A 26,287-nucleotide genomic window follows, 5' to 3' on the forward strand; every position below is an offset into this window, starting at 1 on the left:
CTAAGGAGAGATTACGATTGGTCCCTGTGGTTGGCTTCGTCGCGAATTTCTTCGCGGAAAGACTGAAGGGACTGAAGACGGCGTTCGTTCTTGGCTTCAATGGCTTGGCGGTCCTGCGGAGAAATTTCATCGGCGTGCTCGGCCAAATATGCTTCCGCTTCATTGAAGTTCGAGATCGTGTGGTTGATGTTGAATTGAAGCTTTTCTACATTATCCGCGCGATTATCCGGTTTCGCCATAAGTCATCGCTCCCTCGCTTAGGTTGGCGGCTCCCGCAGGGATTCCTGCAGTGCCTCCTATACGTTGCCACGGGGGAGAATCGTTTATGCACGGTGCAGCTGTACTGCACCAATAGAGGGGTGAGGCTTTTTATGCGGGGTTTTGCCATTTTACTCGGATTTTATTTCTTGGGTGCCATCCTTCACGAATTCTTGGGTATTCCGCTTCCGGCCAATGTTATTGGACTGATCCTCTTCACGCTGTCGCTGTTCCTGGGCTGGATCCGGTTAGAGTGGGTGGAAGCGGCAAGCGGGTTCTTGATCAAGCATATGCTGCTCCTCTTCACTCCGTTCGTCGTCGGAACGATGGTATTCTTTGACCGCATCGGTCAAGAAGCGATCCCGCTGATTCTGACACTTGCGGGAAGCACGTTCGGTGTCCTTTTCATTACAGGCTGGACCGTACGTCTGGCAGGAGCCGCGGGCAAGCAGGAAGGCGGGGAAGCCTCATGACGATCCGCGAGTTCGCCGAGCAGCCTTTGTTCGGCGTGTCTTTGACAATCCTCTCTTATGCCGCGGCGCTCGGGCTGCAGCAGAGATGGAAGGGGCTGCACCCGCTTCTGACCTGTTCGCTCATGGTGATGGGGGTGCTCCTCCTGATGCATCTGCCCTACGAGGTTTACCGCAAGGGAGGAGAGTATATCGTGTTCCTTCTCGGCCCGGCTACTGTCGCGCTCGGTGTCCCCTTGTACAAGAACGCCCAGCGGATTCGCCGCAGTTTTCTTCCGATCCTCGCCGGGGTGTCCGCAGGTTCGCTAAGTTCCCTGCTCCTGGCCGCCGGGCTCGTGTGGGCTCTAGGGGGCAGTCGCGAGCTGCTGCTGTCGATGATGCCGAAGTCCGTCACCTCCCCGGTCGCGATCGAAATCTCTCGGCAGGCAGGGGGCTTCTACGAGCTTACGGCAGTGCTGACCGTCTTGACCGGGCTGCTCGGCAGCCTGTTCGGCCCGGCGTTCCTAAGACTCAGCGGCGTACATGGCGATATCGCCGTAGGCACGGCGATCGGAACGGCTTCGCACGGTATCGGGACGGCGCGGATTATCCGCGATTCGGAACTGGCCGGAAGCGTCAGCGGCTTCGCCATGGGAGCGGCGGCCATTATCACTTCGCTGCTGTTCATTCCGCTGTACGGCTGGCTGCGCTAAGAACCGGCGCCAGGGCGAAGTGGATGGTCAAGTGTTCTAAGAAGTGTTCTAAGAATGGATGTATGCCTGGGATGCAGGCCGGCCCCGTGCCGGCTTGTTTGGCGTTGCGGAGGGGGATCGCTGAGCGGAACTCACTCGCGAAAGCGTGGATCTTTCGGATGGAATGCCCCATCACTCCGGGACAAGCTTAACCACTTCTCACAAAAGCTTTACACCCCCCGAACCTTCGCTTAATAAACCTCTGCTACCCTTGAGAAAGAGTACAGCACGGCGCATCAACAAGCCTAGGGAAAGGTGTGTGTACGATGAGCAGAGAGGCAGGAGGAGCCGCGAGAGAGCAGGCCGCGCTTACGGTAAGACTGGCGGGGGAGCGGGAGAGGGAGCAGGCATACCGGCTGAGATACAACGTGTTCGTAGAAGAAGAGAAGAACATGCTGATGCGCACGGAGCATGGCCTCGAAATGGACGCCTACGACGCTTATTGCGATCATCTCGTTGTGGTAGACGAGACGGATGGCCAAGTGGTCGGTACTTACCGGCTGCTTCCCGGCAGGCAGGCGATGGACGGGATCGGATTCTATTCTGAAACCGAATTCGATCTGGGGGCGTTCACTCTAGACCGCACACAGACGCTGGAACTCGGCCGAAGTTGTATTCATCCGGATTACCGCAGCGGTCGGACTATCGGATTGCTGTGGGAAGGGATCGCTTCCTATATCATGCAGCATGGCTTGCTCTATCTGATCGGCTGTGCCAGTGTGCATATCCGCACAATCGAGGAAACGAACCTGATCTACACGATGTTGAAGCGCAAAGGCGTGCTGACAGATCATCTGGGCGTGACTCCCTTGGCATCGCACCGCATTCAGGGCCTGAGGACGGTCGAAACGGACCTTGGCGAGAGCGAAATCTTCCGGATGCTGCCCCCGCTGATGAAGGGATATCAGAGACTGGGAGCGGAGATCGGAGGCGATCCCGCGTACGATGCCGTGTTCGGGACGGTGGATTTTTTCATTGTTCTGCAAAAAGACCGGGTGACGCGCCGCTACCGGAGCCATTATTTTAAAGGCTGAGCGTAAGTAGGCTCCAAGGCCGAAGGGAGGCTTCCATTGTACGATTGGATTCGCAAGGTATCCACGAAAGAGGGCAAATGGGGCCAGTGGGTACGTCTTGTCACTCTCATTCCCCGTCCAGTAGTGCTGGCGTTCTGTCTAACGGCTGCATACGCGGCGGGATGGCTGACGGCGTCGGGACTCAGGGCGAAGGTGCACGCCAACATGCGGGATCTGCTGGGCCCCTGCACACTGCGGAAGCTCAAAGCTTACAGCCAGCGGTATCTCTTGAATGTGATTCTGGTTCTCTACGAAATTCTCGTGGAATCCTCCCGTCTGCAGGGAAGTGAGAAATGGCGCTTCCGCGTAGAAGGGGAGCAGCATCTGGCCGAAGCGCTGGAGCTGGGCCGGGGCGCTATCGTGTATACGCCGCACACGGGCAATTTTTTCTACTATTACTGGTACCTGTGCCAAACCTACGACTGCCTGACGGTGGCAACCGCTTCGAGCAGTGAGCTTCGTCCTTTGTATATGCGGTTCGCGGATCTGGGCTGCCGGGGTATGGACTATGACAGTACGCCGCCGCTCCAACTGATGCGCAGACTCCGCAGCCATCTGCAGCAGGGGGGCGTCGTCTTCCTGCTCGGTGACTTCTGGCGCCCTACCTTCCCGGCGGCGCAGTTCTTCGGCCGGAGCACCAGGACGCCCGAAGGCGCGGCGACGCTCTCGATCGAAGGCGGCGTCCCCGTCGTTCCTTTCGCCGGCTGGAGGGAGAAGGGGTTCGTTCACCGGCTCCGGTTCGAAGCTCCGCTGCACCTCGCTTCGTCGTTCAACCGGAGTTCGCGCAAGGAGGCGGCGGCGTTCCTGAATGGCTATATGGAGCGTGTCATCCGCGAACGGCCGCAGGAGTGGTTCTATTGGTTCAATGCCGAAGAAAGATGGGAAGCCGGGGAAGAGGCCTCAGCACAGGTTCCGGAGGGCGGAACGACAACAACGGCATGAGGCGGTAAGAAGGAGGAGAGCGTATGGATACGGGAAGCCATCTGTTATTTGGTGCGACGCTCGCGGGACTGGCCACGCTTCACTCTGGAGTCGCTCACGACGGTACATTGTTCGCCGCCGTCCTGACGGTGGCAATGATCGGGTCCCATGCTCCGGATTTCGATACCCTGGCCAGGATGAAGGGATACAACGCTTACATCCGCATCCACCGCGGGGTCACTCATTCTCTGCCGGCACTGGTGCTCTGGCCCCTGCTGCTGTCTTTACTTGCCGGATGGGGCTTCGGACTGTGGCCACATCTCCCGCTGCTGTTCCTGGTAGGCCTTGCGGCGGTAGGGCTACACGTGTTCCTCGATTGGCTCAACGCGTACGGGGTGCAGTGCTTGCGTCCCTTCTGCCGCAGGTGGCGCCATCTCGATGTGCTGCCGCTGTTCGACCCGGTCCTCTTCACCATGCACGGCGCCGGACTTCTGTACTGGGTGTGGGGGGGAGAACGGGCAGGCGCGGCCTTCCTGTGGATCTACGGGGCAACCGCTCTATATATTGTGTTCCGGATATTCCAGCAGCAGCAGGCTGTGCGCCATGTACGGAAGGAGCTGCTGCTGGAGGGTGCCTGTTATGTCGTGCCGGGACTTCATCCGCTGAGCTGGCAATTCGTAATGGAGACCGAGGAGGATTTTTATACGGGAACGGTTCGGGGCACGAAGGTGCGCATGCTGGACGTGTATCCCAAGGGCAGCGGCACGGCTGGCCCTGTCGTGCAGGCAACGATGACAACGGACGGCGTCAGGGCGTTCCTCGGATTCGCCCAGCGGGTGCACGTGCAGGCGGCTGCACTGGGGGACGGATATCTGGTGCAGTGGAGAGACATGCGGTTCTGGCATAACCACCAGCTGCCTTTCGGTGTGGATGTCCGGCTGGACAGCGATCTGAAGGTCGTCAGCCAGTCGCTCGGCTGGCGCAAGAAGGCTTGGGATCCTCCCTTCGTCTAAGGAACACGGATTGGTCGGACGCTGCGGTATGATCTTCCCTCCCCTGGGATAGAATAGTTGGGTAAAAAAAATGCAACCTTGGGGAGGGAGTGCGGCATGGATTTCACCAGTCAGGATATTGCGGTGATCGAACAGGCGCTTCAGCTGGCTCAGCGGACTTCGGACGGCTTGCAAGCCCGTCACTTTCAAGAGGTGCTGGCCAAGCTGCGGATGAACGCGGAGTCGGCGATGTCATCCCTTGCGCCGTCTGAAGCTATGGACGGATTTCGTTATGATTATGATGATTCATCCGACTTAAGCTAACAAGTGTTGGGGATTCAAGGGATGCCGGCAGATCGCTCGGATCGACATGTTCGGCTGCAGGCTGCTTTGGCGGAGTCAGCATCATGATATGATAATCAAAAGACCTGAACCGAAGCTAAGCTTTGGTCCAGGTCTTCTTTGTATGGGCAGCCTGCCGTAGGGAGATAAGGGGGATGGTCTGAGCCGCCCCCGGCAGGCTGCCGCATGGCAGGCATGAGGCCTTCCGACTGCGTACTGGAGCTGGAATCAAGTCCGCGGCTGCCGCTCCTTGGATCTCCACAGATAGAGGAGCAGGAGAAGGGCAACATTGAGACAGGCTGCCCACCACAGTCCGCTTTTCAAGGCGAGCGTCAGAAACAGCGATTCGAGCGTCAGCAGCAGGAGCATCGGCACAAAGGTGCCGGGACGGTCTCCGCCTCGGTGATCTTCGAAATATTCGTCGTGAAGGTAATTCACGGTATTCAAGATGAGCATGGAGGTAATCCACCAGCAGATAAAATTGCTGAGCGGGACCGAATAGAACGAGACGTTCCATGCGGCGTTCTTCGCATGCTCCCACGTCCAATACCGCTGCTGCACCGCCACAGGGTCCAGGAGAAGATCGATCGCCGTGACCATGCTCGCCGCCCATACGGCCGGCAGCCAAAAGCTGCGCCGCTTGCTGCGTCTTCGGGACTGCTTCAGCTCGCCCCTGCGGGGAGAGAGCGACTCTTCCAGCGTGAGTCCGCTCCAAGCTCCCGAAGCGGAGGGGACGGGCGCGAACGCCTTGGCTATGACGAGCAGCATGCACCAGGCGAACGGGATGGCCAGCGGTACGCCGAGCACCAGCGGGGCGAACGATAAGCCGAATTCATAGGTGCCGAACCAGTGGGAGGTGTGCACGCCGATCCATTCGGCCGCGTAAGAGACGCTGCCGCTGATGACGAAGAGCATGAGTGCCTGCCGGGCGCCGAACCGGCTGACATACCACACCAGGGCCGTGGCCCCGCCCAGTATGAGGTAGAAGCTGTTCGTCCACTCCAGCCAGGAGGGCAGAAGATCGGCGCTGACGAGGATATAGCCGCATAAGAACCAGACGGCGTATAAAAGCGTAATACGCATTAACCATTTGTTTACCATGTGTGCCGGTCTTCACCTGCCAGAGCTGCCCCGCCTTCATGCCAGGTAAGGACCTGAACCGGGCAGGGGAAGCAAGATATTTGTATTAAGTGATTCGGCACGTGCAGCTGCTGCCGGACCATTCCGTGATTTGCGAGCCGGCGAGAGCCGAAAGCAAGGTGCCTGTACATCGGCCCGGCGGTCATATGCTGCCCGCTATCCTCTCAACGCGGGGCGCAGGAACTGTGAAGGGCATTTCCGGTCAGGGCGAGAACGAACAGTGAACCGGGTACGGGTGTCTGCGAAGGATGCCCATACCTACAGCATATGCCGCAAAAGAGTACAAATTCATAAGAAAAAACTCTACGAATCCATGGAAGCGGGCGGGATCTCATTTCGGCATAAGGTGAAGCGGGGAGGCAACCATCGGTACACGATAACCCGGCAAGCGGCCAGTCGGCGGATACACTGCTCTGCTGTTCACCGAGGCTCCCCTTCTATGTATATAAAGATAGTGGACAAATGATACGGGAAATCGGGGAGCGGCTCTGCAGCGCAAAAAAGGATTGTCTGGCGAACATGTATTCGCTATAATGGAAGGTAATGCTCAGACCAAAGGAGCGTACTTCCCATGAATCCATTAACAGGCAAAGTGTCTTCCATAGATGAAATGCTTGATCTCATCCGTTCCACGCCGGAGATCATGAAGCAGGTATCGTACTGGCATACGATTCCTCCCCGGGAGGGGGCATACGAGCCTTTCCCGGACGAACTGCATCCACAGCTGGCGGATGCGCTGAGGGGCAAAGGCGTCTCGCGGCTCTATACGCACCAGGCCCAGTCGTTCCGCGAGGTCTCGCTGGGACGCCATGTCGTCACAGTGACGCCGACGGCCTCGGGCAAGACCTTATGCTACAACCTGCCGGTCGTGCAGGGAATACTGGCCGACGATAGCGCGAGGGCGCTCTATTTGTTTCCGACCAAGGCGCTGGCGCAGGACCAGGTGGCAGAGCTCCAGGAGCTTGCGAACGCCATGGGAGCCGATCTCAAGACCCATACGTATGACGGGGATACGCCGCCGGCGGTCCGAACGGCGATCCGCAATGCGGGCCATATCGTCGTAACGAATCCGGACATGCTCCATTCTGCGATTCTGCCCCATCATACGAAGTGGGTGAAACTGTTCGAGAACGTCAAATATATCGTCATTGACGAAGTGCATACGTACCGCGGGGTGTTCGGCAGCCATGTCGCCAATGTCATCCGCCGCCTGAAGCGCATCTGCCGCTTCTACGGCTCGAACCCCCGGTTCATCTGCGCCTCCGCGACGATCGATAACCCGAAGGAGCACACGGAGCGGCTGATCGGCGAAGCGGTCTCGCTGGTGGACAAGAACGGGGCGCCGTCGGGCGAGAAGCACTTTGTATTCTACAACCCGCCGGTGGTTAACCAGCAGCTCGGCATCCGCAAGAGCAGCGTGCTCGAGACGCGCCGGATTGCCGGCCTGCTCCTGAAGCAGGGCATCCAGACGATCGTGTTCGCGAGGAGCCGCGTGCGCGTAGAGATTCTGCTGACGTACCTGCAGGAGCTCGTGGTGAACGAGCTTGGCTCGAAGTCTATCCGCGGGTACCGCGGGGGTTATCTGCCGAAGCTGCGGCGGGAGATCGAGCGGGGACTGCGCAGCGGGGAGATCCGGGGGGTCGTCTCCACGAACGCCCTGGAGCTCGGCATCGATATCGGGCAGCTGCAGGCCTGCGTGCTTAACGGCTATCCCGGCACGATCGCATCGACGTGGCAGCAGTCGGGACGCGCCGGGCGACGGCAGGAGAGCTCCGTCACGTTCTTAGTGGCGAGCTCCAACCCGCTCGACCAGTATATGATCCAGAATCCGAAGTACTTTATCGAACGGCCGCCGGAGCGGGCGCTTATTGAGCCGGACAACCTCATCATTCTCGTCGACCATGTCAAGTGCGCAGCTTACGAGCTGCCCTTCGAGGCGGGCGAGACGTTCGGCGGCGAATCCCTGAAGGACATCCTGGAATTTCTGACGGAAGAACGCATTCTTCATTATGTCAAAGACCGTTGGCACTGGATGGAACAATCCTTCCCGGCGCACGATATCTCTCTGCGCTCGGCGGCGCAGGAGAATTTCATTATCATCGATATGACGAACGGGGCCAAGGTGATCGGCGAGGTCGACCGCTTCAGTGCGCCTACGATGATCCACGAAGAGGCGATCTACATTCACGAGGGCGTGCAGTTCCAAGTGGAGAAGCTCGATTACGAAGAGAAGAAGGCGTACATCCGGGAAGTGAACGTCGATTATTTCACCGATGCGTCTCTGGCCGTGCAGCTTAAGGTGCTCCATGTGCACCGTGAGGCGGTGGACCGCGGCCTCATGCGACAATTCGGTGAAGTGACAGTGAACGCCAAGGCGACGATCTTCAAGAAGATCAAGCTGCGGACCCACGAGAATATCGGTTCGGGTCCGATTCACCTGCCCGAGGAAGAGCTGCACACGAGTTCCTATTGGTTCACGTTCGACGAAGAAGTGGCTGCGCAGATGTCGGCGAATGATATGCAGTTCGCGCTGCTGGGGCTTGCCAACGTGCTCGTGCATATCGCCCCTCTCTACTTGATGTGCGACCCGCACGACATCCGGGTAGTGCCGCAGGTGAAGGCGGTGCACAACAAGCAGCCTACGATCTTCTTCTATGACCGCTATCCGGGCGGCATAGGACTCAGCGAGCGGCTCTACGAGGTGCACGGGCAGCTCATGGCCGAAGCGAAGAGAATCATCTCCGAGTGCGGCTGTCTCAGCGGCTGTCCGGCGTGCGTCGGCCCGATCGAGGAGGTCGGGCTGACCGGCAAGCAGCTCTCGATCGGTCTGCTGCAGCGGCTCGGAGGCTCGCGATGAGCTCGCTGCGGGAGAGGCTGCTGCGGCACAAGAAGCCAGGAGGCGGAGCGGGCGAGCCGCCGGCGGAGATGGAAGCGGGGGCAACGGATAGCCTTGGCGAAGAAGCCGCCGGAGGACGTGAAGAGGCCGTAGGATCGACGGACGCCGGCACAAGGAACCCCGCGGAGTCGGCGGGTGCGTCCCCGGAGCCGTGGCACGCGGTCGGCGCTGCGATGGCCGAGAGCGAGTGGGGCGAGTTCGTGCTGCGCCGCCGCACGTACAGTGCGGAGGACAAGCATGGGAGCGCTGAACTCGGAGCCCTGGCCGGACGTGCACGGATGCTCGAAGCGCTGCTGACGGAGGGGCCATGGAGCAGCGGAGCCATCGCGGAATCCGAAGCGCCGTGGCACGAGCAGTTCCTCTTCCTCGATACGGAGACGACCGGACTCGGTCACGGCGCGGGCAACGTGCCGTTCATGATCGGCATCGGCTTCTACGAAGGAGGCTCCTTCATCGTAGAACAGATGCTGATCCGCCATCCGGGCGAGGAAGCCGCGATGCTCGGGTACTTGCAGGACAAGCTCAAGGCCCGCCCGCTGCTCATCTCCTATAACGGCAAGTCATTCGACTGGCCGATAGTCCGCAACCGCTACATCATGAACCGGTTGAAGATGGACCAGGAGCCCGAGGCCCATCTGGACTTCCTGTACCCGTCCCGGCGGCTGTGGAAGCATACGCTGCCCTCCTGCCGGCTGGGGCTCGTGGAAGAGCAGCGGCTCGGCGTGCGCAGGGACGGGGACGTGCCGGGCGCGATGGCGCCGGTATTGTATTTCAGATACTTGGCGGAACGGGATCCGCTGGTGCTGCAGGGCGTCTTTCTGCACAATGAACTCGACGTGCTGTCGCTCGCCGGCCTGGCCGTGCTCTTCGCCCGGCTCCTCGAAGGCAGCCTGAACTGGAGCCACATCCGTGCTTACGGAAGGGAAGAGTGGTTCCGGCTCGGTTTGTGGCTGGAGAAGGCAGGCCTGCCGGGGAGAGCGGACGAAGCGCTCACGGCTTTGGCGGATGAGCTGCTGGAGTCGAGCGGCGAAGCCGAGAATGAAGAGGGAACGGGGGATGGCGGTGCCGAAGCGCCGTCCCCGCTGCTGCCCTTGGCACAGTACATGAAACGGAGAGGGCGCTTCGCGGAGGCATGCGCCTTATGGGAGACCTACATCCGGCTGAAGGGCGGACAGCGGACCGCCTCCCTCGAACCGTACATCGAATTGTCGATGTATCACGAGCATAAGACGAAGCGGCTGGATCTCGCTCTCCTGCATGCCCGGCAGGCGCAGGATCTATTATGGCGGCGTGGTGCCCTGAAGCGCAGCGGAAGCAGTGGACGGGACGCGCGTCGCAAGGGAGCAGCCGGAGCGGAAGCGGAGACGGAAGCGCTGGAGAAGCGGGTCGGCAGGCTGGAGCGCAAAGCGGCTCTGGCGGATGCGGGACGCCGCCCTTCGCCGCCCTCCCGCAAGAGACGGGCATCGGTGACCGGAGAAGAAAGCGGGATGACCGGGCACAAAGGCAAAGGGGCAAAGCAGACCGGGGCTCCGGGCGGCGAGCAGTTATCGCTTCGGCTTGAGGAGACCGGGGAAGGCGGCGTATAATTCGCGGCATTCCGGGCAATACAAGGGAAGATCTGCTCTTACGAAGGAGACCTGTTCCATGCCCGAGCTTCCCGAAATGGAAAATTACCGCATACTGCTCAGCGGCCGGATCACGGGCCGGACGATCACCGGTACCGAGGTCGACCGGGAGAAGTCCATCAATGTCACCCCGGAGCGGTTCCGCGAGGAACTGCTCGGGGCATCCGTCCGCCTCATCGAACGCCGTGCGAAGCACTTGTTGTTCCATCTGTCGACCGGAAATCTGCTCGTCTTGCATCTCATGATCGGCGGTATCCTTTATTACGGCAGGCTGGAAGATCGTCCGGACCGTACGGTACAGGTGCGCATCTCGTTTGGAGATGAGCATCTGTTTTTTATTGGCCTGCGGCTCGGCTATCTGCATCTGCATTCGCCGGAGGAGGCTTCGGAGCTCATGAAGAAGCTCGGACCCGACCCGTTCGACCCGGCTCTTACAGAAGAAGCCTTCGCGAACCGGCTGCGTACGCGCAAGGGGACGCTGAAGAGCAATCTCGTCGATCAGAGCGTTCTGGCCGGCATCGGCAACTGCTACAGCGACGAGATTTGTTACATCGCGGGCCTCCTGCCTGCCAGACGTCCCGCCACTTTGTCCGCAGAGGAGTATGGGAAGCTGCACAGTGCCATGCGGGAGGTGCTGACGGAAGCGACGCGGTACGGCGGGTATATGGAGATGCCCTTGTACCGGGGCGATGCCCTGACCGGTGGCTTCGATGCGAGGTGCCGTGTGTACGATGCCGAAGGGAAGCCGTGCCAGCGGTGCGGCCAGCCCATCGTCCGGCAGGAGGTGTCCTCGAAGAAGTCGTTCTGCTGCGTGCACTGCCAGCATTAATTCCCGTAGACCCAAAGGAGGCGAAGCCGAAGCATGAGGCTCGGCTGTCATATCAGTATCCGCGGAGGCTACGCCGAAGCGGCCCGGACCGCCCTGAAGCTGGGAGCCCGGTCCTATCAATATTTCCCGAAGAACCCCCGCAGCCTCGCGGTCAAGAGCTTCAACCGGCAGGATGCCGAGGCCTGTGCCCGGCTGTGCAGGGAGCACGGCCTATCGGCAATCGCCCATACGCCGTACCCGACGAATATGGCGGTGGACGAACCGGGCCTGCGGGAAGCCACTGTGGCATCGCTCCGCAACGATTTGGAGATCGCCGACGCATGCGGCTCGACCGGGATTATTGTCCATTTCGGCAAATATAAAAGCCCGGACCCGTTACAAGGCTACAAAAATATTATACAATGTGTGAATGACGTGCTTCACGGCTATAAGGGAGAAGCCCTATTCCTGATTGAAAACCAGGCGGGCGAAGGCTCGCGCATGGGAACCACGTTCGAGGAGCTCGTGCAGATCCGCTCCCTCTGCGCATATCCGGAGAAGGTGGGCTTCTGCCTCGATACGTGCCATGCCTTCGCCTCGGGCCTGTGGCCTTCCGGCGAAGAAGGGTGGCGGCGCCTGGAGGCGCACGCGCTGCGGACCGGATATTTGCCGCATCTGCACGCCGTTCATCTCAATGATTCGGTCTACCCGTGGGGGTCCGGCAAAGACCGGCATGCCATGATCGGCCGAGGCGAGATGGGCGAAGCGCGGTTCCGCGAGCTGCTGGCTTCGACTGAGCTCCGCAGCAGGAAGTCGCTGCCCCTCGTACTCGAAACCCCGGTCCCCCGGGGGCTCACCCATGCGCCCGAAATCCGCTATCTGGAGGAGCTGAGAGACTCATGATCCATGTGTATTTGGACGATTGGCGGGCTTGTCCGCCCGGCTTCGTGCTGGCAAGGAACCTGGAGGAGTGCCTGCTGCTCCTGAAGGAATGCGAAGTGGATATCCTGTCGCTGGATTATGACCTCGGCTGGGGGCAGCCGAGCGGAGGGGATCTCGTGCGTGTGATGATCACCTCCTCGCTGTATCCCCGGCGTATTTATTTACATTCGTCCAGTGCTGCCGGAAGGCAGCAGATGTACCAAGCGCTGTACGGTTCCAAACCGGAAAGCGTAGAACTATCCGCAGGGCCCGTTCCTCCCGAGCTGCTTCAGGCAGCAGCCGAATCCGCACTAGAATAGGTGGTTACTATGTCGCAAGTCGTGTCCTTATCCCATATTGTTTTTACAAGAGAGCAGCGCAGCATCTTACGCGACGTGTCCATGCACGTTCAAGAGGGGGAGCACTGGGTCATTCTGGGGCGCAACGGCTCCGGCAAAACGACGCTGTTCGAGCTGATGAACGGCTATCAATTCCCCACCTCCGGCAAAGTTGAAGTGTTGGGGCATACATATGGCGCGTGCGACGTCCGCGAAGTGCGCAAACGCATCGGGTATATCTCGCAGTCGCTCTACGAGAAGCTGAGCCCGTCCGACCCGGTCTGGGAGATCGTCGCTACAGGCGAGTACGGCTATCTGCGCTTCTACGAACAAATACCGGAAGGTGTCCGGGAGAAAGCGCTCGGCATGCTGGACTCCGTCGGTCTGAGACACCTCGACATGCAGCCGATGGCTACGCTCTCGCAGGGAGAGCGCCGGAAGGTCATGCTCGCCCGCGCCTTGATGACGGCGCCGTCCATCCTCATCATGGACGAGCCTTGCGCAGGTCTCGATCTCTACGAAAGAGAGCGGCTGCTCGCGAACATCCATGAGATGGCGCGGCAGGACATCACGGTGATTTACGTTACGCATCACATTGAAGAGATTATCCCGCTGTTCACCCATGTTCTCCTCCTGGAGGAAGGGCGTGTGCTGGCAGCCGGACCGAAGCAGGAAGTACTAACCGAACAAAATTTACAAAAGGCGTTCCGCGTCCCGCTGGCCATCGAGTGGGCGGGGGACCGGCCTTGGATTAAGGTGCAGCCATGAGCGAACAGCATATCGAATATTTAGGTACGGCCAACAGGGGATTCGCCCAGCAGGCGCAGGAGGAGATCCGGCGGCTGTTCGGCCAGCAGGTCAAATGCAAATGGGTCGTGCCCAACGAGGTGTTCTCCTTCGAACTTGGGCTGTCCCGCGAGGAAGCGGCAGGGAAGCTGCGGGAACAGGAGCCGGCCTTCTTACGGCACATTCAGCCGATCGACCGGCTGGTAGCCTGGGAGGGTACGACGGAAGAGGCGGTGCGGGAGCTTCAGTCCTATCTGGCGGAGGATGCGGAGCGTATCGCTGGCAGCACGATAGCCGTGCAGCTTCGCAAAGGCGAAGGCTCGGCGCTGCCGGCCTTCTCCATGCCGGAGCTGAAGTCGGCGGCAGAGGAGCTGCTCACCCGCGAGCATCATGCGGAGCCGGTCGCCCGCGGAGCCAGGCTCGTGCTCTCCGTGCTGGCCACGGATGCCGCACTGTACCTCGGGCTGTCCCGCCCCGAGGACAATTTGTCCGACTGGGCCGGCGGTGCGGTTCGTTTTCGCAGGGAGGAAGGACAGATTTCCCGCGCCAAGTTCAAGCTGCTCGAAGCCGAAGTGACATTCGGGCTCGAGTTATCGGCTTACCGCAGCGCGCTGGATGTCGGAGCGGCGCCCGGCGGCTGGACTTCGCTCCTGCTGGAGCGGGGGCTGGAGGTCACCGCGGTTGACCCTGCGAAGCTGGATGCATCGCTGCTGAAGCATCCCCGTCTGACGTACCTTAGCAAGAAAGCGGATCAAGTTCAGTTCGATGAAGGTCATTTTGATCTGCTCGTATGCGACATGAGCTGGAGCCACCGCCAGATGGCGCGGCTTGTGAACGGCCTGCTGTATTCGCTGCAGAGCGGCGGCACCGTGATCATCACCGTGAAGCTCATGCATAAGAAAGCCTTCCAGACGATCCGGGAAGTGGTGGAGGACTTGTCGGCTCAGCTCGATCTGCAGCAGGCGAAGCAGCTGTTCCATAACCGCGAAGAGCTCACCTTGTTTTTCATCAAAAAGTAGAAGGGTGGGAGCCGGCGATGCCGGAGCATTCCTACTGGGACGACATCTACGCTTCTCTGTTACCCGAACAGGTGAAGTATGATCTGTGGCTGGACCGGTTCGCACCGCAGCTGGAAGCTTCCCGCGAGATACCGGTCATCGACCTCGGATGCGGAGCAGGCAACGATTCGCTGTACTTGACCGAGCGGGGGTACCGCGTGATTGCTTGCGATGCCTCGGAGGAAGCGCTGAAGCGGGTGAGGGAGAGGGTGCCCGAAGCGCAGACGAGAAGGCTGGATCTGACGGATCCGCTCCCGTTCGCGGACGGGGCGGCGCAGGTCGTGATAGCCGATCTCAGCTTGCACTATTTTCCCTGGATCGTCACGGAGGGGATCGTACGGGAAATCGGACGTGTCCTGCGTCCGGGCGGCTGCTTGCTTTGCCGGGTGAATTCCGTGAGGGATACCGAGTACGTCGCGGGCAAGGGAAGAGAGCTCGAGCCGGCCTATTACGAATGGGAAGGCAAGCGTAAGCGTTTCTTTGACCGCCCTCACCTGGAAGAGCTCCTGAAGGATTGGGATGTGCTGAGCCTGGAAGAAGGCAACATGAACCGGTACCAGAAACCGAAGGTCGTCTGGACGGCGGCTGCAGCCAAGCGAGACTGACGTGTCTAGGACAAGGGTTGTACGGGCTGAACCTACGCAAGAGGGAGGTAGATCAGCTTGTATGGACAAATTCGAGCGGAGGGGAAGTCGGGCTTCTGCCCCTCGTTCGCTCTGGCTGAGGAGAGACAAGGGAGCCGCCTGCCAATCTCTCAAAAAAGTCTCTTGCAAAATCTAACAGGCATGCTATAATACGGATTATCAAATGAAAGACTACCTGATGAACAACGAGTGTTCGTTAGGTGTTCCATTGAATCAACCATCTGACAAGCGGAAGCACCGCTGTCCGGGACGGATTGTCCCGGCAGCGCGTGCTTTTTTTGCGTTTGGGTCGGCTGGTGGAAGGAGAGAAACCTTATGAGTTCCATGACCCTGGCGCTGCTGGATACCGATCCTTATTTCGGCGAGATGCTTTCGGCCTATATTCGCGGATCGGCTTTTGCCGACAGGTTCCTGCTCAAGCGCTTTACGACGAAGGAAGAAGGACTGCGGTACATGCAGGAGGAGGGGGGAGCGCGGATCCTGCTCGTCCATGACTCTTGGCTGCCGCTGCCGGAAGAGGTATTCGGCAGTCCGCAGGGGGCCGTGGTGCTCCTCAGCGAAACGGCAGCGGCAGGAGGAATCCTGGAATACCCGGTGCTGTGCAAGTATCAGCCTCTGGACCGCCTGATGGGTGCGATCTCGTCGCACTACAATGAATACAGTACCGGGAAGCCTCTTCTGGGAAGGAGAGGTACAAGGTCGGTCGTTCTGCATTCGGCCGTCGGCGGAGCCGGCAAGACGGTGACCGCGTTCCATACCGCACGGCTTCTGGCCCTTCGCGGGGAGCGGGTGCTGCTTCTGAATCTGGAACGGTATCCCTCGCTGCCTTGGTTCGCCGAAGAAGCCGGGGATACGGCGGAGAGCTTCTCGAGGCTCTTGTATTATGCCAAGTCGAATGCCGCGGGCGTAGCAGGCAAACTTGAAGGTCTGGTGCGGCGGCACGCTTACGGCAAGTTCGATTATGTGCCGCCCTCCGTGCATCCGCAGGAGATGGAGGAGCTGGCACCGGAGCATGCCCTGAAGCTGGTGGAAGGGATGGTTGCTGCCGGCCTCTACGATACGCTTATCATCGATACCGATTCGTATGCGCCGAAGCTTGCGGGAGCGCTGCTCGGTGCGGCGGACGAGATCCTATGGCTGGTCACCGACGACCTGGTGCAGCTGCACAAAACTTCACGTCTGCTCAAGAGCCTGCAGGGCAGTGATGCTCCGCGTTCCGCCTGGATGCCCAAGGTGCGCTTTGTGCTCAACCGCAGTACGGGCCAGATCTGGAATTCCTGGGAAGCGTACGGACTGAAGGTGCATGCGTTTTTGCCTTATGTTCCCGAGTGGAAGGCCGTAAGCCGGATTGAGCAGCTGCAGCATGCGCCCGCTTTTGAGGACGCAGCGGGAGGCCTGCTCGGAGCACAGGGAGGGGGTGCCGGGTGATGAGTGAACAGGATGAGCGCATGGCAGCCGGCGCGCCAGACCAAAAAATGATGCTCAAACGCCGCATACAGGAGAAGCTGGATTACGGGAATGCGCTATCCGACAGCGAACTCATGGAGCGGATTGAGGAAGAGGTGTTTGCGCTCTCCCGGGAGACCTTCCTGACATCCGGCCAGAAGCATCAGCTTGTCCAGGAGCTGTTCCATTCTTTTCGCGGCCTGGATGTCCTGCAGCCGCTCGTCGATGACAAGAGCATTACCGAGATCATGATCAATGCCCATGACCGGATTTTCATCGAGAAGCACGGAAAAGTGCTCGAGACCGACATCCGGTTCGAAAGCCGCGAGAAGCTGGAGGACGCCATCCAAGCGATTGTCGGGCGCGTCAACCGGATCGTCAATGAATCGAGTCCGATCGTCGACGCCAGGCTGGCGGACGGCTCGCGTGTCAATATCGTTCTCCCGCCGATCGCCCTTCAGGGGCCGGCCATGACGATTCGGAAGTTCCCGGAGCATCCGATGACGATGCAGGATCTGGTCGACCGGGGGGCGCTGAGCGACGAGACCTCCGAGCTGCTCATCGGCTGGGTCAAGGCCAAGTTCAACATGTTCATCTCCGGCGGGACGGGTTCGGGGAAAACCACATTTCTGAATGCGCTGGCCCAGTATGTGCCGGCGGACGAACGCATCATCACGATCGAGGATTCGGCGGAGCTCCAAATCCGCGGCGTGCCGAACCTGGTCAGCCTGGAGACGCGCAATGCCAACACCGAAGGCAAGGGAGAGATCACTATCCGCGATCTCATTCGTTCCTCGCTGCGGATGCGGCCGAACCGCGTCATTGTTGGGGAGGTGCGTGGGGCAGAGGCGCTTGACATGCTGCAGGCGATGAATACCGGGCATGACGGCAGCTTATCGACCGGGCATAGCAACTCGGTGACGGACATGCTGAGCCGTCTGGAGACAATGGTGCTCAGCGGGGCCGCCCTGCCGGTCGAGGTTGTCCGCAAGCAGATCGCCTCTGCGCTGGATCTCATGGTCCATCTGCAGCGCCTCAGGGACCGCTCCCGGCGGGTGACGGAGATCAGCGAGGTGGTCGGAATGGAGGACGGGGAAGTGAAGCTCAATCCGCTGTTCCGCTTCCGAGAAACCGGCGAGACGCCGGAGGGGCGCATTCTGGGAAGCCTCGTACCGACCGGCAATCCCATGATTCATACCTGGAAACAGCAGATGGCGGGACTGCCGGGCAAGCCGGCGGCCACAGGACCTGTATTCCCGTAAGGAGGTGACAACTACGAATATTCTACAACATGCAGCGGTTCGAAGCCGGGCAGACATCGTACTCGGACCGTTTCGCAAGAAAGCATCCGGGCAAGGAAGCGTCCCTAGGCTGCCCGATTACAGCGAATACGAGATGAGCATCGCGCAGGTGCTCGGATCCGCCTGTATCGGAGCCGGCTTGATGTGCCTGGTCGGCTTTATTTTCTTCAAGTCGCCTGCGGCGGTGTTTATGCTCGGAGCGGCCGGGCTGTACGCCCCCCTGCTGCGGCACAAGCAGCTCATCCGGGGACGCAAGGCCCAGCTCAAGCTGCAGTTCAAGCAGATGCTCGCCGCCCTTTCTTCCTCGCTGGGCGCCGGGCGCTCCGTTGAATCGGCCTTTGCCGAGGCACTGCAGGATCTGGGGCTGCTGTATCCGGACCCCGAGACGATGATCGTGAAGGAACTGCGGATGATCCTCCGCCGGATGGAGAACGGCGAGACGGTCGAGAGCTGTCTGCTGAACTTCAGCAGCAGAGCCCACGTGGACGAGATCAGCCAGTTCACGGAAGTCTTCGTTACCTGCAAGCGGACGGGAGGCAGCCTGGTCCAAGTGATCCGGCGTACAGCGCTGGTCATCCAGGACAAGCTGGATATCGAGCAGGAGATCGGCGTGATGCTGGCCCAGAAGCGGTTCGAATCGCGGGTATTGTCGGCCGCACCTGTTGCTTTCATTGGTTTTCTGGTGTGGACAACGCCCGATTATATGGAGCCCCTGTATCACGGCGGCGGTGTGCTCATCATGGCGGCGGCTCTGCTCGTTCTGTTCGGATGCTATCTGCTCACCCAAAAAATCATGGATATAAAGGTGTGACTTCGGACGTGTGGATGTTACTGCTTTTACTGGCGCTGCTCGCCGCTGCCGCCGGCGCTGCCCGGGCTGGAAGGCCGCTGTACGGAACCTGGGTCAGCGAACACCGGGGGCTGAAGCCCTCGGAGCTCATGTACTGGGGAAGCCTCGCGGCGCTCTGGCTAATCGACCGGACGCGGCTCAGCGACAAACTGTCGGAGCCGCTCGGCAAAGTATTCCAGATTATGGTCGGGCTGCACGGGGCTAGGCCGGCGCTTGCTCATACCAAATGGTTCGCAGCCAAAGCGGTGGTGCTGGCTTACGCCATGTTCTGTCTGTCGGTGCTCGGGGGTTGGGCGGCGGGCGGCAATGCCGAGATGCTCATATACGGGTTCGTCCTCATGCTGTTCGTGCCGATCATGATGTACCGCGGGGCAGCCGGAGAACTAACCGCCCGCAAGCGGCAGATGCTCATGGAGCTTCCGGAGCTGCTGAACCGCATTATGCTGCTGGTTGGGGCTGGAGAGACCGTACCCCAGGCCTTGGTACGCACGGTCGAAGCCAATAGGGAGAAGAACAGCCCCCTGTATGAGGAACTGGGACAGACGGTGCAGGCACTCAAGATGAATGCCTCGTTCGCCAAGGCGATGGAGGATTTCAGCAAGCGGTGCCGGATGCAGGAAGTGTCGCTGTTCACGACAACGATTCTGCTGAATTACAAGCGGGGCGGAGACGAGCTGGTGATGACGCTCAAGGAGCTGTCCTTGACGCTCTGGGACAAACGCAAAGCCCAGGCCCGTACATTGGGGGAAGAGGCCTCCTCCAAGATGGTGTTTCCGATGGTCTTGATCTTTTTTGTAGTGATGGTGTTGGTTGCGGCTCCGGCCTTGTTCATGATGCAAAGTTAAGGACGATTTATAAATTACTGGAGGTAATGACGATGTTGACAACGATGAAGAACGCTTGGACCCGGTTTTGGAAGGAAGACGAAGGATTAGGGACTTTGGAAATTCTGATGATTATTGCAGTGCTTCTTATTATTGCAATAGCGTTTCGTAAATGGATCATGAAGTGGATGCAGTCCCTGTTTACAGCGGCCAATGGGCAAATCGATACCGAAACGGGCAGAATCGGATCGGATGCCACCCAGCTCTCCCCAGGCGCATCCTCTCATTAATCATCTATGAAGAGAATGCTGCGGGTGCTCATACGGGCGTTCATACCGATCCGCGCCGTTAACAGCCTCAAGCTTCACCGCCTCCTGAAGGACACTAGGGGACAGTTCACCATCGAGGCATCGCTCACCCTGCCGGCAATCCTGCTCGCTACGGTGCTGCTGATCTTCCTGGCGCTCTACGTCTACCACCAGGCGAATTTGTACCAGACGGCCGCCGTATCGGCGAACCGTACAGCTTACATCTGGGACAATTCCAGCAAGGATTACAGGACCGGCGCAGTGGCGAACGGACAGACGGACGGGCTCTACTGGCGGCTGACGAACGATCATCTCTCGAATCTGTTCAGCTTCATGCTGCCGGTCAGGCCGGCATCGGTCGCACTCCCCGGCGGAGGTGCTGCGGGTGGCAGCTCTCCCGAGAACAAGCTGCAGCGGACGGCAGGAGAGCTTCCTTCTACAGTGGGCGGGGAGCTCTCGTACAGCAACAAGGGGCTGCTGCGCTATGTCGAAGCTTCGCTGCAGAAGGCCGCCCACCTGCCGGGCTTCGCGGTGAAGCTGTGGGGCGAGGACGAAGTGCAGGCGGGCGCCCAGTCGTTCGTGGTCGATCCGGTGGAGACGATCCGGCTGACGGATCTCACCCGCACGTTCATCAGCGAGGTGCAGGGCCGCATCAAGCCCAAGGCGGCGCTGGCGGCCATGGTGGAGCCGAAGGGCGAGCCTAAGGAGCCGGTGCGGATTACGTCTCACGCCCAGGCGGCGAATTATCTGCGGCTGCTCGTAACAGGGGCCGAGCAGGTGATCCAGGTCGATCCGCAGACGAAGCGGACGGTGGATGCATTGGATGCAGGCGGGGTCGCTCACCAAGCTTATTACACCTTCAACGAGAAAAATCTGCGGGAAGTCCAGATGCCGAAGGACGCCGAGCTGCTAAAGCAGGGTACGCAGGTGCGGGGTGTTGTATGGCACTTTTTCAAACTGTCCAAAGCCGACAAAGTCAAGCTGTCCGGCGGGCTGAAGGCGGAGCTGGAACGCCGGGGGATTGTGGTGGTACTGCATGAGTAGAGACGGAGGAGAAAGGGGAGAGAGTGGATGGGGTGGTGTAACAAGCTGTGGAAAGATCAATCGGGGGCCGTATCGACTTATCTGATCCTGATTCTCATTCCGGTATTTCTGCTGTGCGGTCTCCTGATCGATGTCGTCCGGTGGAAGACCGCACAGAAGGAAGCCGAGAATGCGGTGAAAGCGGGCGTGCGATCTTCCATGTCGGCGTTCTCGCCGGCTCTGCAGGCTTACGGATTGTACGGCTTGCCTGAGGAGAGCAAAGCGGGCGATATCTTCGCGCGGACAGTGATGGGCAATCTGACTACCGCAGGAGAGTCGGGCGGCTTCCGGTTCGTGGACCAGCGGCTGGAGGAGGGCTCGGCCAAGGTGACGCCGATGTATTCGCTGGCGAGCCACCAGCAGCTCAAGGGGCAGATCCTGGAGGAGATGAAATACCGGGCTCCGATGATCTATTCCCTCGAAATCAGCGACAAGCTGAAGAAAACGGGCATGGCGGGCAACCTCGGACAGGCAGCGCAGTTTACGGAAAATGCCGCCCATATCGAAAAGGTGCTCAATGAGCGGGACGGTAAGCTGGAGGACGCCTGGAGCCAGTTTCTGCGGATCCGCCAAATGTCGCTTGATGCGCATCCGTTCTATACCGCGCAGCTGCGTGATTTGAACGAGCTCAGCGGCCGGATCGGTATCCATACGATTGAGGAAGTGCGGCAGTCGCTCCAGAATGTGAAGGCGGAGATCGCTTCGCTCAAGGGACAGATTGCATCCATCAACGGTTCGATCGCCTCGCTCGCCATGGCCGGCCCGGCAGCCGCCCAGTCGATTTCGGCGCTGATCCAGGAGAAGGAAGCGCTCCAGATGCAGGTGACGGAGGCGGCTGCGCTGATGGCCGATCTGGAAGCGCTGGTCAAGGATATTCTGCGATATGCACAGCTGATCGCCATACTCAAAGTAAAAGCGCAAAAGGACTATGAGGACCTTGCCCAGCGCAAGGAAGTGTTCCTGACCGCCATGAAATCGGCCAAAGCGTCCAACGACCAGTTGAATACGGAGCTCGGAGGCGTCACGGCATCCGGAGGAGGTACGACATCCGGCGGGGAAGCGGTGTTCGCCAGCGTGCAGCGGTTCGACCGGCAGGAGCTCGAGACATGGGAGGCGGGCGTCAGTGGGGCCATCTCCATGTTCGCCGGACTGAACGCGCAGATCGGGGACGGTCTCATGTTCACGCAGCAAAAATACGCGACGACGACGGCCAGCCTCGACGGCTTCCACCAAGAGGTGGGGGCGCTGTATGCCAAGCACAAGGCTTCCCAGGAAGAGCGGATCGGCCGGACCCAGCGGACCGAAGCGGCCAAGCGGGAAGAGAGAACGAAGACGGGCCAAGTGCTCGACAAAGTCAAGCGGGGCATCGGCGCGTGCAGCGTCATGACTGGCGTCGACCCTCATGAGGTGCAGTATGACTCGCTGCTCGGTAATCCGGCGAAGGCGGGGGATACCGGCTTCTACGGCGCCTATATGGCGCTGAATCAGGCGGGCAGCCCCGACACGTCGGTCCCGGCGGTGGACCTGGATTCCGCCGACGGCGCGGGCCTCAGCGCACTGAAGCTGGTCTCATCGCTTGGGGACCTGCTCACCGATGTCCGCGATGAGTTCTATATTGACGAGTATGCCGTCAGCAAGTTCAGCTACCGGACGCTCGGGCTGCACAAAGACCCGCATGGCCGGGTCATCGTGTCGAAGGAGCTGTCCCAGCCCGAGCAGCATCCGCTGACGAATCAGGAGGTCGAGTATCTCCTCTACGGGGCGCATTCCTGCGCAGGCAATTACTCGCTCGCCTATGCCGAGCTGTTCGCCTTCCGGCTTGCCGTGGGCACGGCAGAAGCGCTGACGGAGCCGCGCAACGAGGCGCTGGCCGCAGGATCCCCGATGCTCGTCGTGCTGGCGGCGGTGACCGAAGGGGCTCTTCGGGCGCAAGAGGATCTCGAGAAGTTGATCCACGGGGAAGCCCTGCCGCTCTCCCGCAAGTTTACGAAGGAATTACTTACGCTGAACTACAAGGACTATATGCGGATCTTTTTGCTCCTCCACAGTAAGGAGCCGGTGCTGCTGTCCCGCATCCAGTCGCTGCTGCAGCTCAACACGGAGCTGGATTTGGCTTCCGCGAGCACTTATGTGTCGGGGAAGGCGGCCACATCGCTGCGTCTCTGGTTCCTGCCGTCGATCATGAAGACGCTCGGGCAGGACGAGTTCGGCGGATGCGTGCCGAGCGGCAGCCGGTGCCTGCTTACGCAAACGGCAGATTTTGCTTATTAAGCCGGAGTGCCATGCAGTGAAGTACAGAAATAGGGAATGGGAAGAGGGAAAAGAGATGAAGAGCTGGAAGAGGCTGGTTCGGGGGGATAAGGGGAGTATGGTGCTGGAGGCGGCGCTGACCTTGCCGTTCTTCCTTGCTTTCGTGATGCTGCTGGTCGGATTCATCCGGATCTCGCTGGCCGAGATGGCGCTGCAGTCGACCGTATCGGAAGCGGCCAAAGTCATGGCTGCGAACATGTACCCTATGCGCCAAATGTACCTGCAGGGCCAAGCCCAGTGGCAGAACTCCCCGACCAGCGCCTGGCTCGACAATGTGGTCACACAGGCGAACACGGCGACTCAGACGGTGACTGACACGGAAGCCTTCGTGGAGAATTATGCCCAGTGGATTCCGGCTCCGCTGGTGCAGCTCGTGGCTTGGGAGAAATCGAAGCGCGAGCAGGTGCAGTCGTGGGGCACAGATAAGGCGGGGGAAGCTAAGGAAGCGGCCCAGCGCCGGATAGCCGAAGGCGCCTCGCCCATTATCGCATCCTTCGCCGATGAGGGGCGTCTCGATAAGGAGCGGATCAAGGTTACGGCACTGCAGTTCCCGAACCTCGAGAACCTGGAGGAGGCTTATATTACCATCGAAGCCGAGTATCCGTATACGTTCCAGGTCCCGTTCTTCAAGAAGACGGTGATCCTGAAGAAAAAGGCGACCGAGCGCGCTTGGGTGGGAGGCGGCGTATGATCGGACTTATCGCAGGGAGCGTGTTTCTTGCCGCAGCGTTCTGTACGGATGTGACCCGCAGCCGGATTCCGAATGGCCTTACGGCCGCGGGCGCGGCGGGCGGGATGCTGCTGCACCTGGGCCAAGACGGTTTCGGCGGTCTCGGGGCGGCGCTTCTCGGGCTGGCCGCCGGATTCCTGCCGATGCTGCTGCTCTATGCGCTGGGGGCAGTGGCTGCCGGGGATGTGAAGCTGTTCGGCGCGCTCGGCGCCCTGACCGGTGCGGCCGTAACGCTGCAGACGATGACGGCCTCTCTGCTGTGTGCGGGAGTCATAGGCGCAGGCATTCTGCTTGTCCGTTCCGACGGCATGTCGCGGCTGAGGACCATGCTGTTCGGCCTGTTCCAGCTCGCTTTCTTCCGCGACTTCGGCCTGCTGCGGCCGGATCAGGGGGAGGGCGGCGGACGGCTCAGGTTTCCGTTTATGTGGGCTGTGCTGCCTGGAGCGGTCTATACGTTCTGGCAGGTCACGCTCGTATGAGAGGAAGCCATAAGTGTGCGGGTTAATACACAAGCCGGATTACCGGGATGAAAGGGGTATACGAGTAATGAACTCCGTATTGTACGGACTGCAAGTCGATTATGTGAGCGAGCACGGGCATTATATGGTCATCAGCTCTCCGGGAGGACTGCAGCAGGAAGAATTGTCTTCTTTCCAGCTCAGCATGCTGTCGGCCAACCGCATTCCAGGTCTGCTTCCTCTCCAGCTCGAAAGCAGGGACGGCCGGGTCTCGCTCTACTACAACATGACGGGCAAGCGTATGCTGACACAGTCGCTGCGCACCGAGAAGCTGACGCTGCGGAGCTACTACCGGCTGCTGCTGGCGATTGTGGAGGTGCTGGGTGATTCAATGGTATACATGCTGCAGCCGGGGCGATATGTGCTGCAGGAAGATTTCATCTACTGCGGCAGCGGTCTGCATGATCTTCATCTGACCTACCTGCCCAAGGAACAGCTGGAAGGCAAAGGAACCGTCGCGGGGGATCTCCGGGAGCTGGCCTCCCGCTGGATCCACCGGGTGACAGAGCTGCAGGGCGGCGGATACCAGGAACTGATGCGTTACCTGCAGCGCGAGGATACATTCTCGCTGGCAGAGCTCAGGGAACTGCTGCTCCGGCAGGCGGGCTATTTGGAAGATGAGCCTGCGATCCAAGCGGAGCCAAGCCGTCTCGGGCGGGAACGGGCAGCCATACCGGCCAGTACTCCGGCATCGGGAGCATGGGGTGGAAGTGCCTTCCAGGCCCCATCAGCACCTCAGACAGGGCCGGCTGGCCGTGAGCGCGGGGCAGCCGGTGGCGCAGGAGCCGAACGGGCAGCGGCTGCCGTGCCACCGTACGGGGGCGGGGATACGCCCGGGAAGATGCCCGACTGGCTCGGCACCCGCAGCGACCCGGATACGGCCTCTAATGCAGGGGTAGACGCCTTGGCAGCTGAGCAGGAAGCCGGTACCAAAAGCAAGAAGCCCTTCTATGTTGCCATGATGGCTGTACTTGCATGGGGCATGGTGTGGAAGGTATATGCGGACGCACCCGGCGAAGCGATGCTCTATATGTGCGGGGGCGCCACGCTGCTGATAGCGGCTGCTGCCCTGCTGCTCATCGGGCGGCTGCGAAAGGCAGAGGCGGAAGGCACGCCTGAAGGGGAGCTGTACTCCCGCACCGGTGAAGCGTTCATCGGCGCTCCGGCGGCAGCGCCGGCAGGCGGCGGCTTTTTGGAGGGGATCGGGCTGGGGACCGGAGTTTCCGCGAGTTCCCGGAGCTCCGTGGGTGATCACGCTTGGGGAGTTCAAGCGGATGCTGCTGTATCCGGCGGAGGATCACCGCTTCGCGAAGCAGGGCGTCCGGCTGCGGGGCAGGTTCGTTCGGCGGTGCCGGCAGGTTTGGAACAGAGGGATACTGCACCTGCGAATTCCCTTATAGATACCTATTTCGCGGCCACGACGTCTCCTTCAACGCTATCTCCTGCTTCGCCCGCCTCGGCTCCTCCTGCTGCGCAGGACTTTGCAGCGCGGACTACGCTGCTTCGTCCTTCCGATGCGACGGTCTTTTTGGGCGGCGCCCAACAGCAGGCTGCGGCGGAGCCGGCCGTACCGAAGCTGGAGTGGGATCGGGAAGGCGCGCGCGAGCAGATCCCTCTGACGAAGACGAGCTTTGTGATCGGCCGGGCGGGCGGCGAGGCGGACTGGGTCCACGATGAACTCGGCGTCTCGCGTCTGCATGCCGAATTCGTGAGGGAAGAGGGAGGCGGCATCGCCATCAAGGACCTCGGTTCGCGCAACGGAACCCTGGTGAATGGGGAAGCGCTCGTACCTTACAAAACCCACGCCCTCAAAGAAGGCGACAAAATCAGGATCGTTTCCGCCGAATTTACTTTCGTTTCCGCCTGACCCAGGGAGCCCCTGGGTTTCTTTTTGCTGCCGTGTAGATTACGTGG

26 protein-coding genes are annotated in these 26,287 nt (G+C 60.3%); 24 read left to right on the plus strand and 2 right to left on the minus strand.

The window, feature by feature from the left end:
• Positions 1-11 precede the first annotated feature (11 nt).
• Positions 12-239, minus strand: a complete 228-nt coding sequence (gene tlp, locus O9H32_RS18555; RefSeq protein ID WP_269867619.1) for a small acid-soluble spore protein Tlp — start codon at positions 237-239, stop codon at positions 12-14.
• 132 nt (positions 240-371) lie between these two features.
• Here tlp and O9H32_RS18560 point away from each other — a divergent pair, with 132 nt between their 5' ends.
• The 6 genes from O9H32_RS18560 to O9H32_RS18585 all read left to right on the plus strand — a co-directional run bounded on the left by O9H32_RS18560 (position 372) and on the right by O9H32_RS18585 (position 4,769).
• A complete protein-coding gene (locus O9H32_RS18560; protein ID WP_269867620.1) occupies positions 372-731 on the plus strand; it encodes a CidA/LrgA family protein in 360 nt (119 codons plus the stop codon).
• The gene (locus O9H32_RS18565; protein WP_269867621.1) at positions 728-1,420 is read left to right on the plus strand and encodes an LrgB family protein; all 693 of its coding nucleotides are present in this window, start codon (positions 728-730) and stop codon (positions 1,418-1,420) included. The genes O9H32_RS18560 and O9H32_RS18565 overlap by 4 nt, the downstream gene beginning before the upstream one ends.
• 305 nt (positions 1,421-1,725) lie before the next feature.
• On the plus strand, positions 1,726-2,493 hold the full coding sequence (locus tag O9H32_RS18570; protein WP_269867622.1) for a GNAT family N-acetyltransferase: 768 nt from the start codon (positions 1,726-1,728) through the stop codon (positions 2,491-2,493).
• A gap of 36 nt (positions 2,494-2,529) precedes the next feature.
• Positions 2,530-3,474, plus strand: a complete 945-nt coding sequence (locus O9H32_RS18575; protein WP_269867623.1) for a lysophospholipid acyltransferase family protein — start codon at positions 2,530-2,532, stop codon at positions 3,472-3,474.
• A gap of 23 nt (positions 3,475-3,497) precedes the next feature.
• Entirely contained in the window at positions 3,498-4,466 is a 969-nt protein-coding gene (locus O9H32_RS18580) for a metal-dependent hydrolase (RefSeq protein WP_269867624.1), read from the plus strand.
• Positions 4,467-4,562: 96 nt separating this feature from the next.
• Positions 4,563-4,769, plus strand: a complete 207-nt coding sequence (locus tag O9H32_RS18585) for a hypothetical protein (RefSeq protein WP_269867625.1) — start codon at positions 4,563-4,565, stop codon at positions 4,767-4,769.
• A gap of 246 nt (positions 4,770-5,015) precedes the next feature.
• Here the strand turns inward: O9H32_RS18585 and O9H32_RS18590 are convergent, their stop codons facing one another.
• Entirely contained in the window at positions 5,016-5,870 is an 855-nt protein-coding gene (locus O9H32_RS18590) for a carotenoid biosynthesis protein (protein WP_269867626.1), read from the minus strand.
• 628 nt (positions 5,871-6,498) lie between these two features.
• Here O9H32_RS18590 and O9H32_RS18595 point away from each other — a divergent pair.
• From O9H32_RS18595 to O9H32_RS18680, 18 genes are all read left to right on the plus strand, one after another.
• Positions 6,499-8,784: a DEAD/DEAH box helicase gene (locus tag O9H32_RS18595; RefSeq protein ID WP_269867627.1), complete on the plus strand. Its 2,286-nt coding sequence runs from the start codon at positions 6,499-6,501 to the stop codon at positions 8,782-8,784.
• Positions 8,781-10,409, plus strand: coding sequence for a ribonuclease H-like domain-containing protein (locus O9H32_RS18600; RefSeq protein WP_269867628.1), 1,629 nt, complete (start codon positions 8,781-8,783; stop codon positions 10,407-10,409). The genes O9H32_RS18595 and O9H32_RS18600 overlap by 4 nt, the downstream gene beginning before the upstream one ends.
• 58 nt (positions 10,410-10,467) lie before the next feature.
• Positions 10,468-11,277, plus strand: a complete 810-nt coding sequence (locus tag O9H32_RS18605; RefSeq protein WP_269867629.1) for an Fpg/Nei family DNA glycosylase — start codon at positions 10,468-10,470, stop codon at positions 11,275-11,277.
• Positions 11,278-11,310: 33 nt separating this feature from the next.
• The gene (locus O9H32_RS18610) at positions 11,311-12,159 is read left to right on the plus strand and encodes a deoxyribonuclease IV (protein WP_269867630.1); all 849 of its coding nucleotides are present in this window, start codon (positions 11,311-11,313) and stop codon (positions 12,157-12,159) included.
• Complete coding sequence (locus O9H32_RS18615) at positions 12,156-12,497, plus strand: cyclic-phosphate processing receiver domain-containing protein (protein ID WP_269867631.1); 342 nt, start codon at positions 12,156-12,158, stop codon at positions 12,495-12,497. The genes O9H32_RS18610 and O9H32_RS18615 overlap by 4 nt, the downstream gene beginning before the upstream one ends.
• Positions 12,498-12,506: 9 nt before the next feature.
• Entirely contained in the window at positions 12,507-13,283 is a 777-nt protein-coding gene (locus tag O9H32_RS18620; RefSeq protein WP_269867632.1) for an ABC transporter ATP-binding protein, read from the plus strand.
• Positions 13,280-14,320: an SAM-dependent methyltransferase gene (locus O9H32_RS18625; protein ID WP_269867633.1), complete on the plus strand. Its 1,041-nt coding sequence runs from the start codon at positions 13,280-13,282 to the stop codon at positions 14,318-14,320. The genes O9H32_RS18620 and O9H32_RS18625 overlap by 4 nt, the downstream gene beginning before the upstream one ends.
• 17 nt (positions 14,321-14,337) lie before the next feature.
• Complete coding sequence (locus tag O9H32_RS18630; RefSeq protein WP_269867634.1) at positions 14,338-14,964, plus strand: class I SAM-dependent methyltransferase; 627 nt, start codon at positions 14,338-14,340, stop codon at positions 14,962-14,964.
• Between the two features lie 354 nt (positions 14,965-15,318).
• Positions 15,319-16,431 carry a nucleotide-binding protein gene (locus O9H32_RS18635; protein WP_269867635.1) on the plus strand — a complete coding sequence of 371 codons (1,113 nt, stop codon included), beginning with the start codon at positions 15,319-15,321 and terminating at the stop codon, positions 16,429-16,431.
• Positions 16,431-17,711, plus strand: coding sequence for a CpaF family protein (locus tag O9H32_RS18640; protein ID WP_269867636.1), 1,281 nt, complete (start codon positions 16,431-16,433; stop codon positions 17,709-17,711). Before O9H32_RS18635 ends, O9H32_RS18640 begins: the two co-directional genes overlap by 1 nt.
• 4 nt (positions 17,712-17,715) lie before the next feature.
• A complete protein-coding gene (locus O9H32_RS18645; protein WP_269867637.1) occupies positions 17,716-18,561 on the plus strand; it encodes a type II secretion system F family protein in 846 nt (281 codons plus the stop codon).
• Between the two features lie 14 nt (positions 18,562-18,575).
• The gene (locus O9H32_RS18650) at positions 18,576-19,445 is read left to right on the plus strand and encodes a type II secretion system F family protein (protein WP_269867638.1); all 870 of its coding nucleotides are present in this window, start codon (positions 18,576-18,578) and stop codon (positions 19,443-19,445) included.
• A 32-nt stretch (positions 19,446-19,477) separates the two neighbouring features.
• Positions 19,478-19,714, plus strand: coding sequence for a Flp1 family type IVb pilin (locus tag O9H32_RS18655; RefSeq protein WP_269867639.1), 237 nt, complete (start codon positions 19,478-19,480; stop codon positions 19,712-19,714).
• A 6-nt stretch (positions 19,715-19,720) separates the two neighbouring features.
• Positions 19,721-20,776 carry a TadE/TadG family type IV pilus assembly protein gene (locus tag O9H32_RS18660; RefSeq protein ID WP_269867640.1) on the plus strand — a complete coding sequence of 352 codons (1,056 nt, stop codon included), beginning with the start codon at positions 19,721-19,723 and terminating at the stop codon, positions 20,774-20,776.
• 27 nt (positions 20,777-20,803) lie between these two features.
• Complete coding sequence (locus O9H32_RS18665; protein ID WP_269867641.1) at positions 20,804-23,086, plus strand: TadE/TadG family type IV pilus assembly protein; 2,283 nt, start codon at positions 20,804-20,806, stop codon at positions 23,084-23,086.
• Positions 23,087-23,141: 55 nt separating this feature from the next.
• On the plus strand, positions 23,142-23,816 hold the full coding sequence (locus O9H32_RS18670; protein WP_269867642.1) for a TadE/TadG family type IV pilus assembly protein: 675 nt from the start codon (positions 23,142-23,144) through the stop codon (positions 23,814-23,816).
• On the plus strand, positions 23,813-24,334 hold the full coding sequence (locus tag O9H32_RS18675; protein ID WP_269867643.1) for a prepilin peptidase: 522 nt from the start codon (positions 23,813-23,815) through the stop codon (positions 24,332-24,334). Before O9H32_RS18670 ends, O9H32_RS18675 begins: the two co-directional genes overlap by 4 nt.
• Positions 24,335-24,401: 67 nt before the next feature.
• Entirely contained in the window at positions 24,402-26,240 is a 1,839-nt protein-coding gene (locus O9H32_RS18680; RefSeq protein ID WP_269867644.1) for a DUF6382 domain-containing protein, read from the plus strand.
• The last annotated feature ends 47 nt before the right edge of the window (positions 26,241-26,287 follow it).

This window comes from Paenibacillus caseinilyticus, from assembly GCF_027533645.1.
GTDB classification, from domain to species: Bacteria; Bacillota; Bacilli; order Paenibacillales; family NBRC-103111; genus Paenibacillus_G; species Paenibacillus_G caseinilyticus.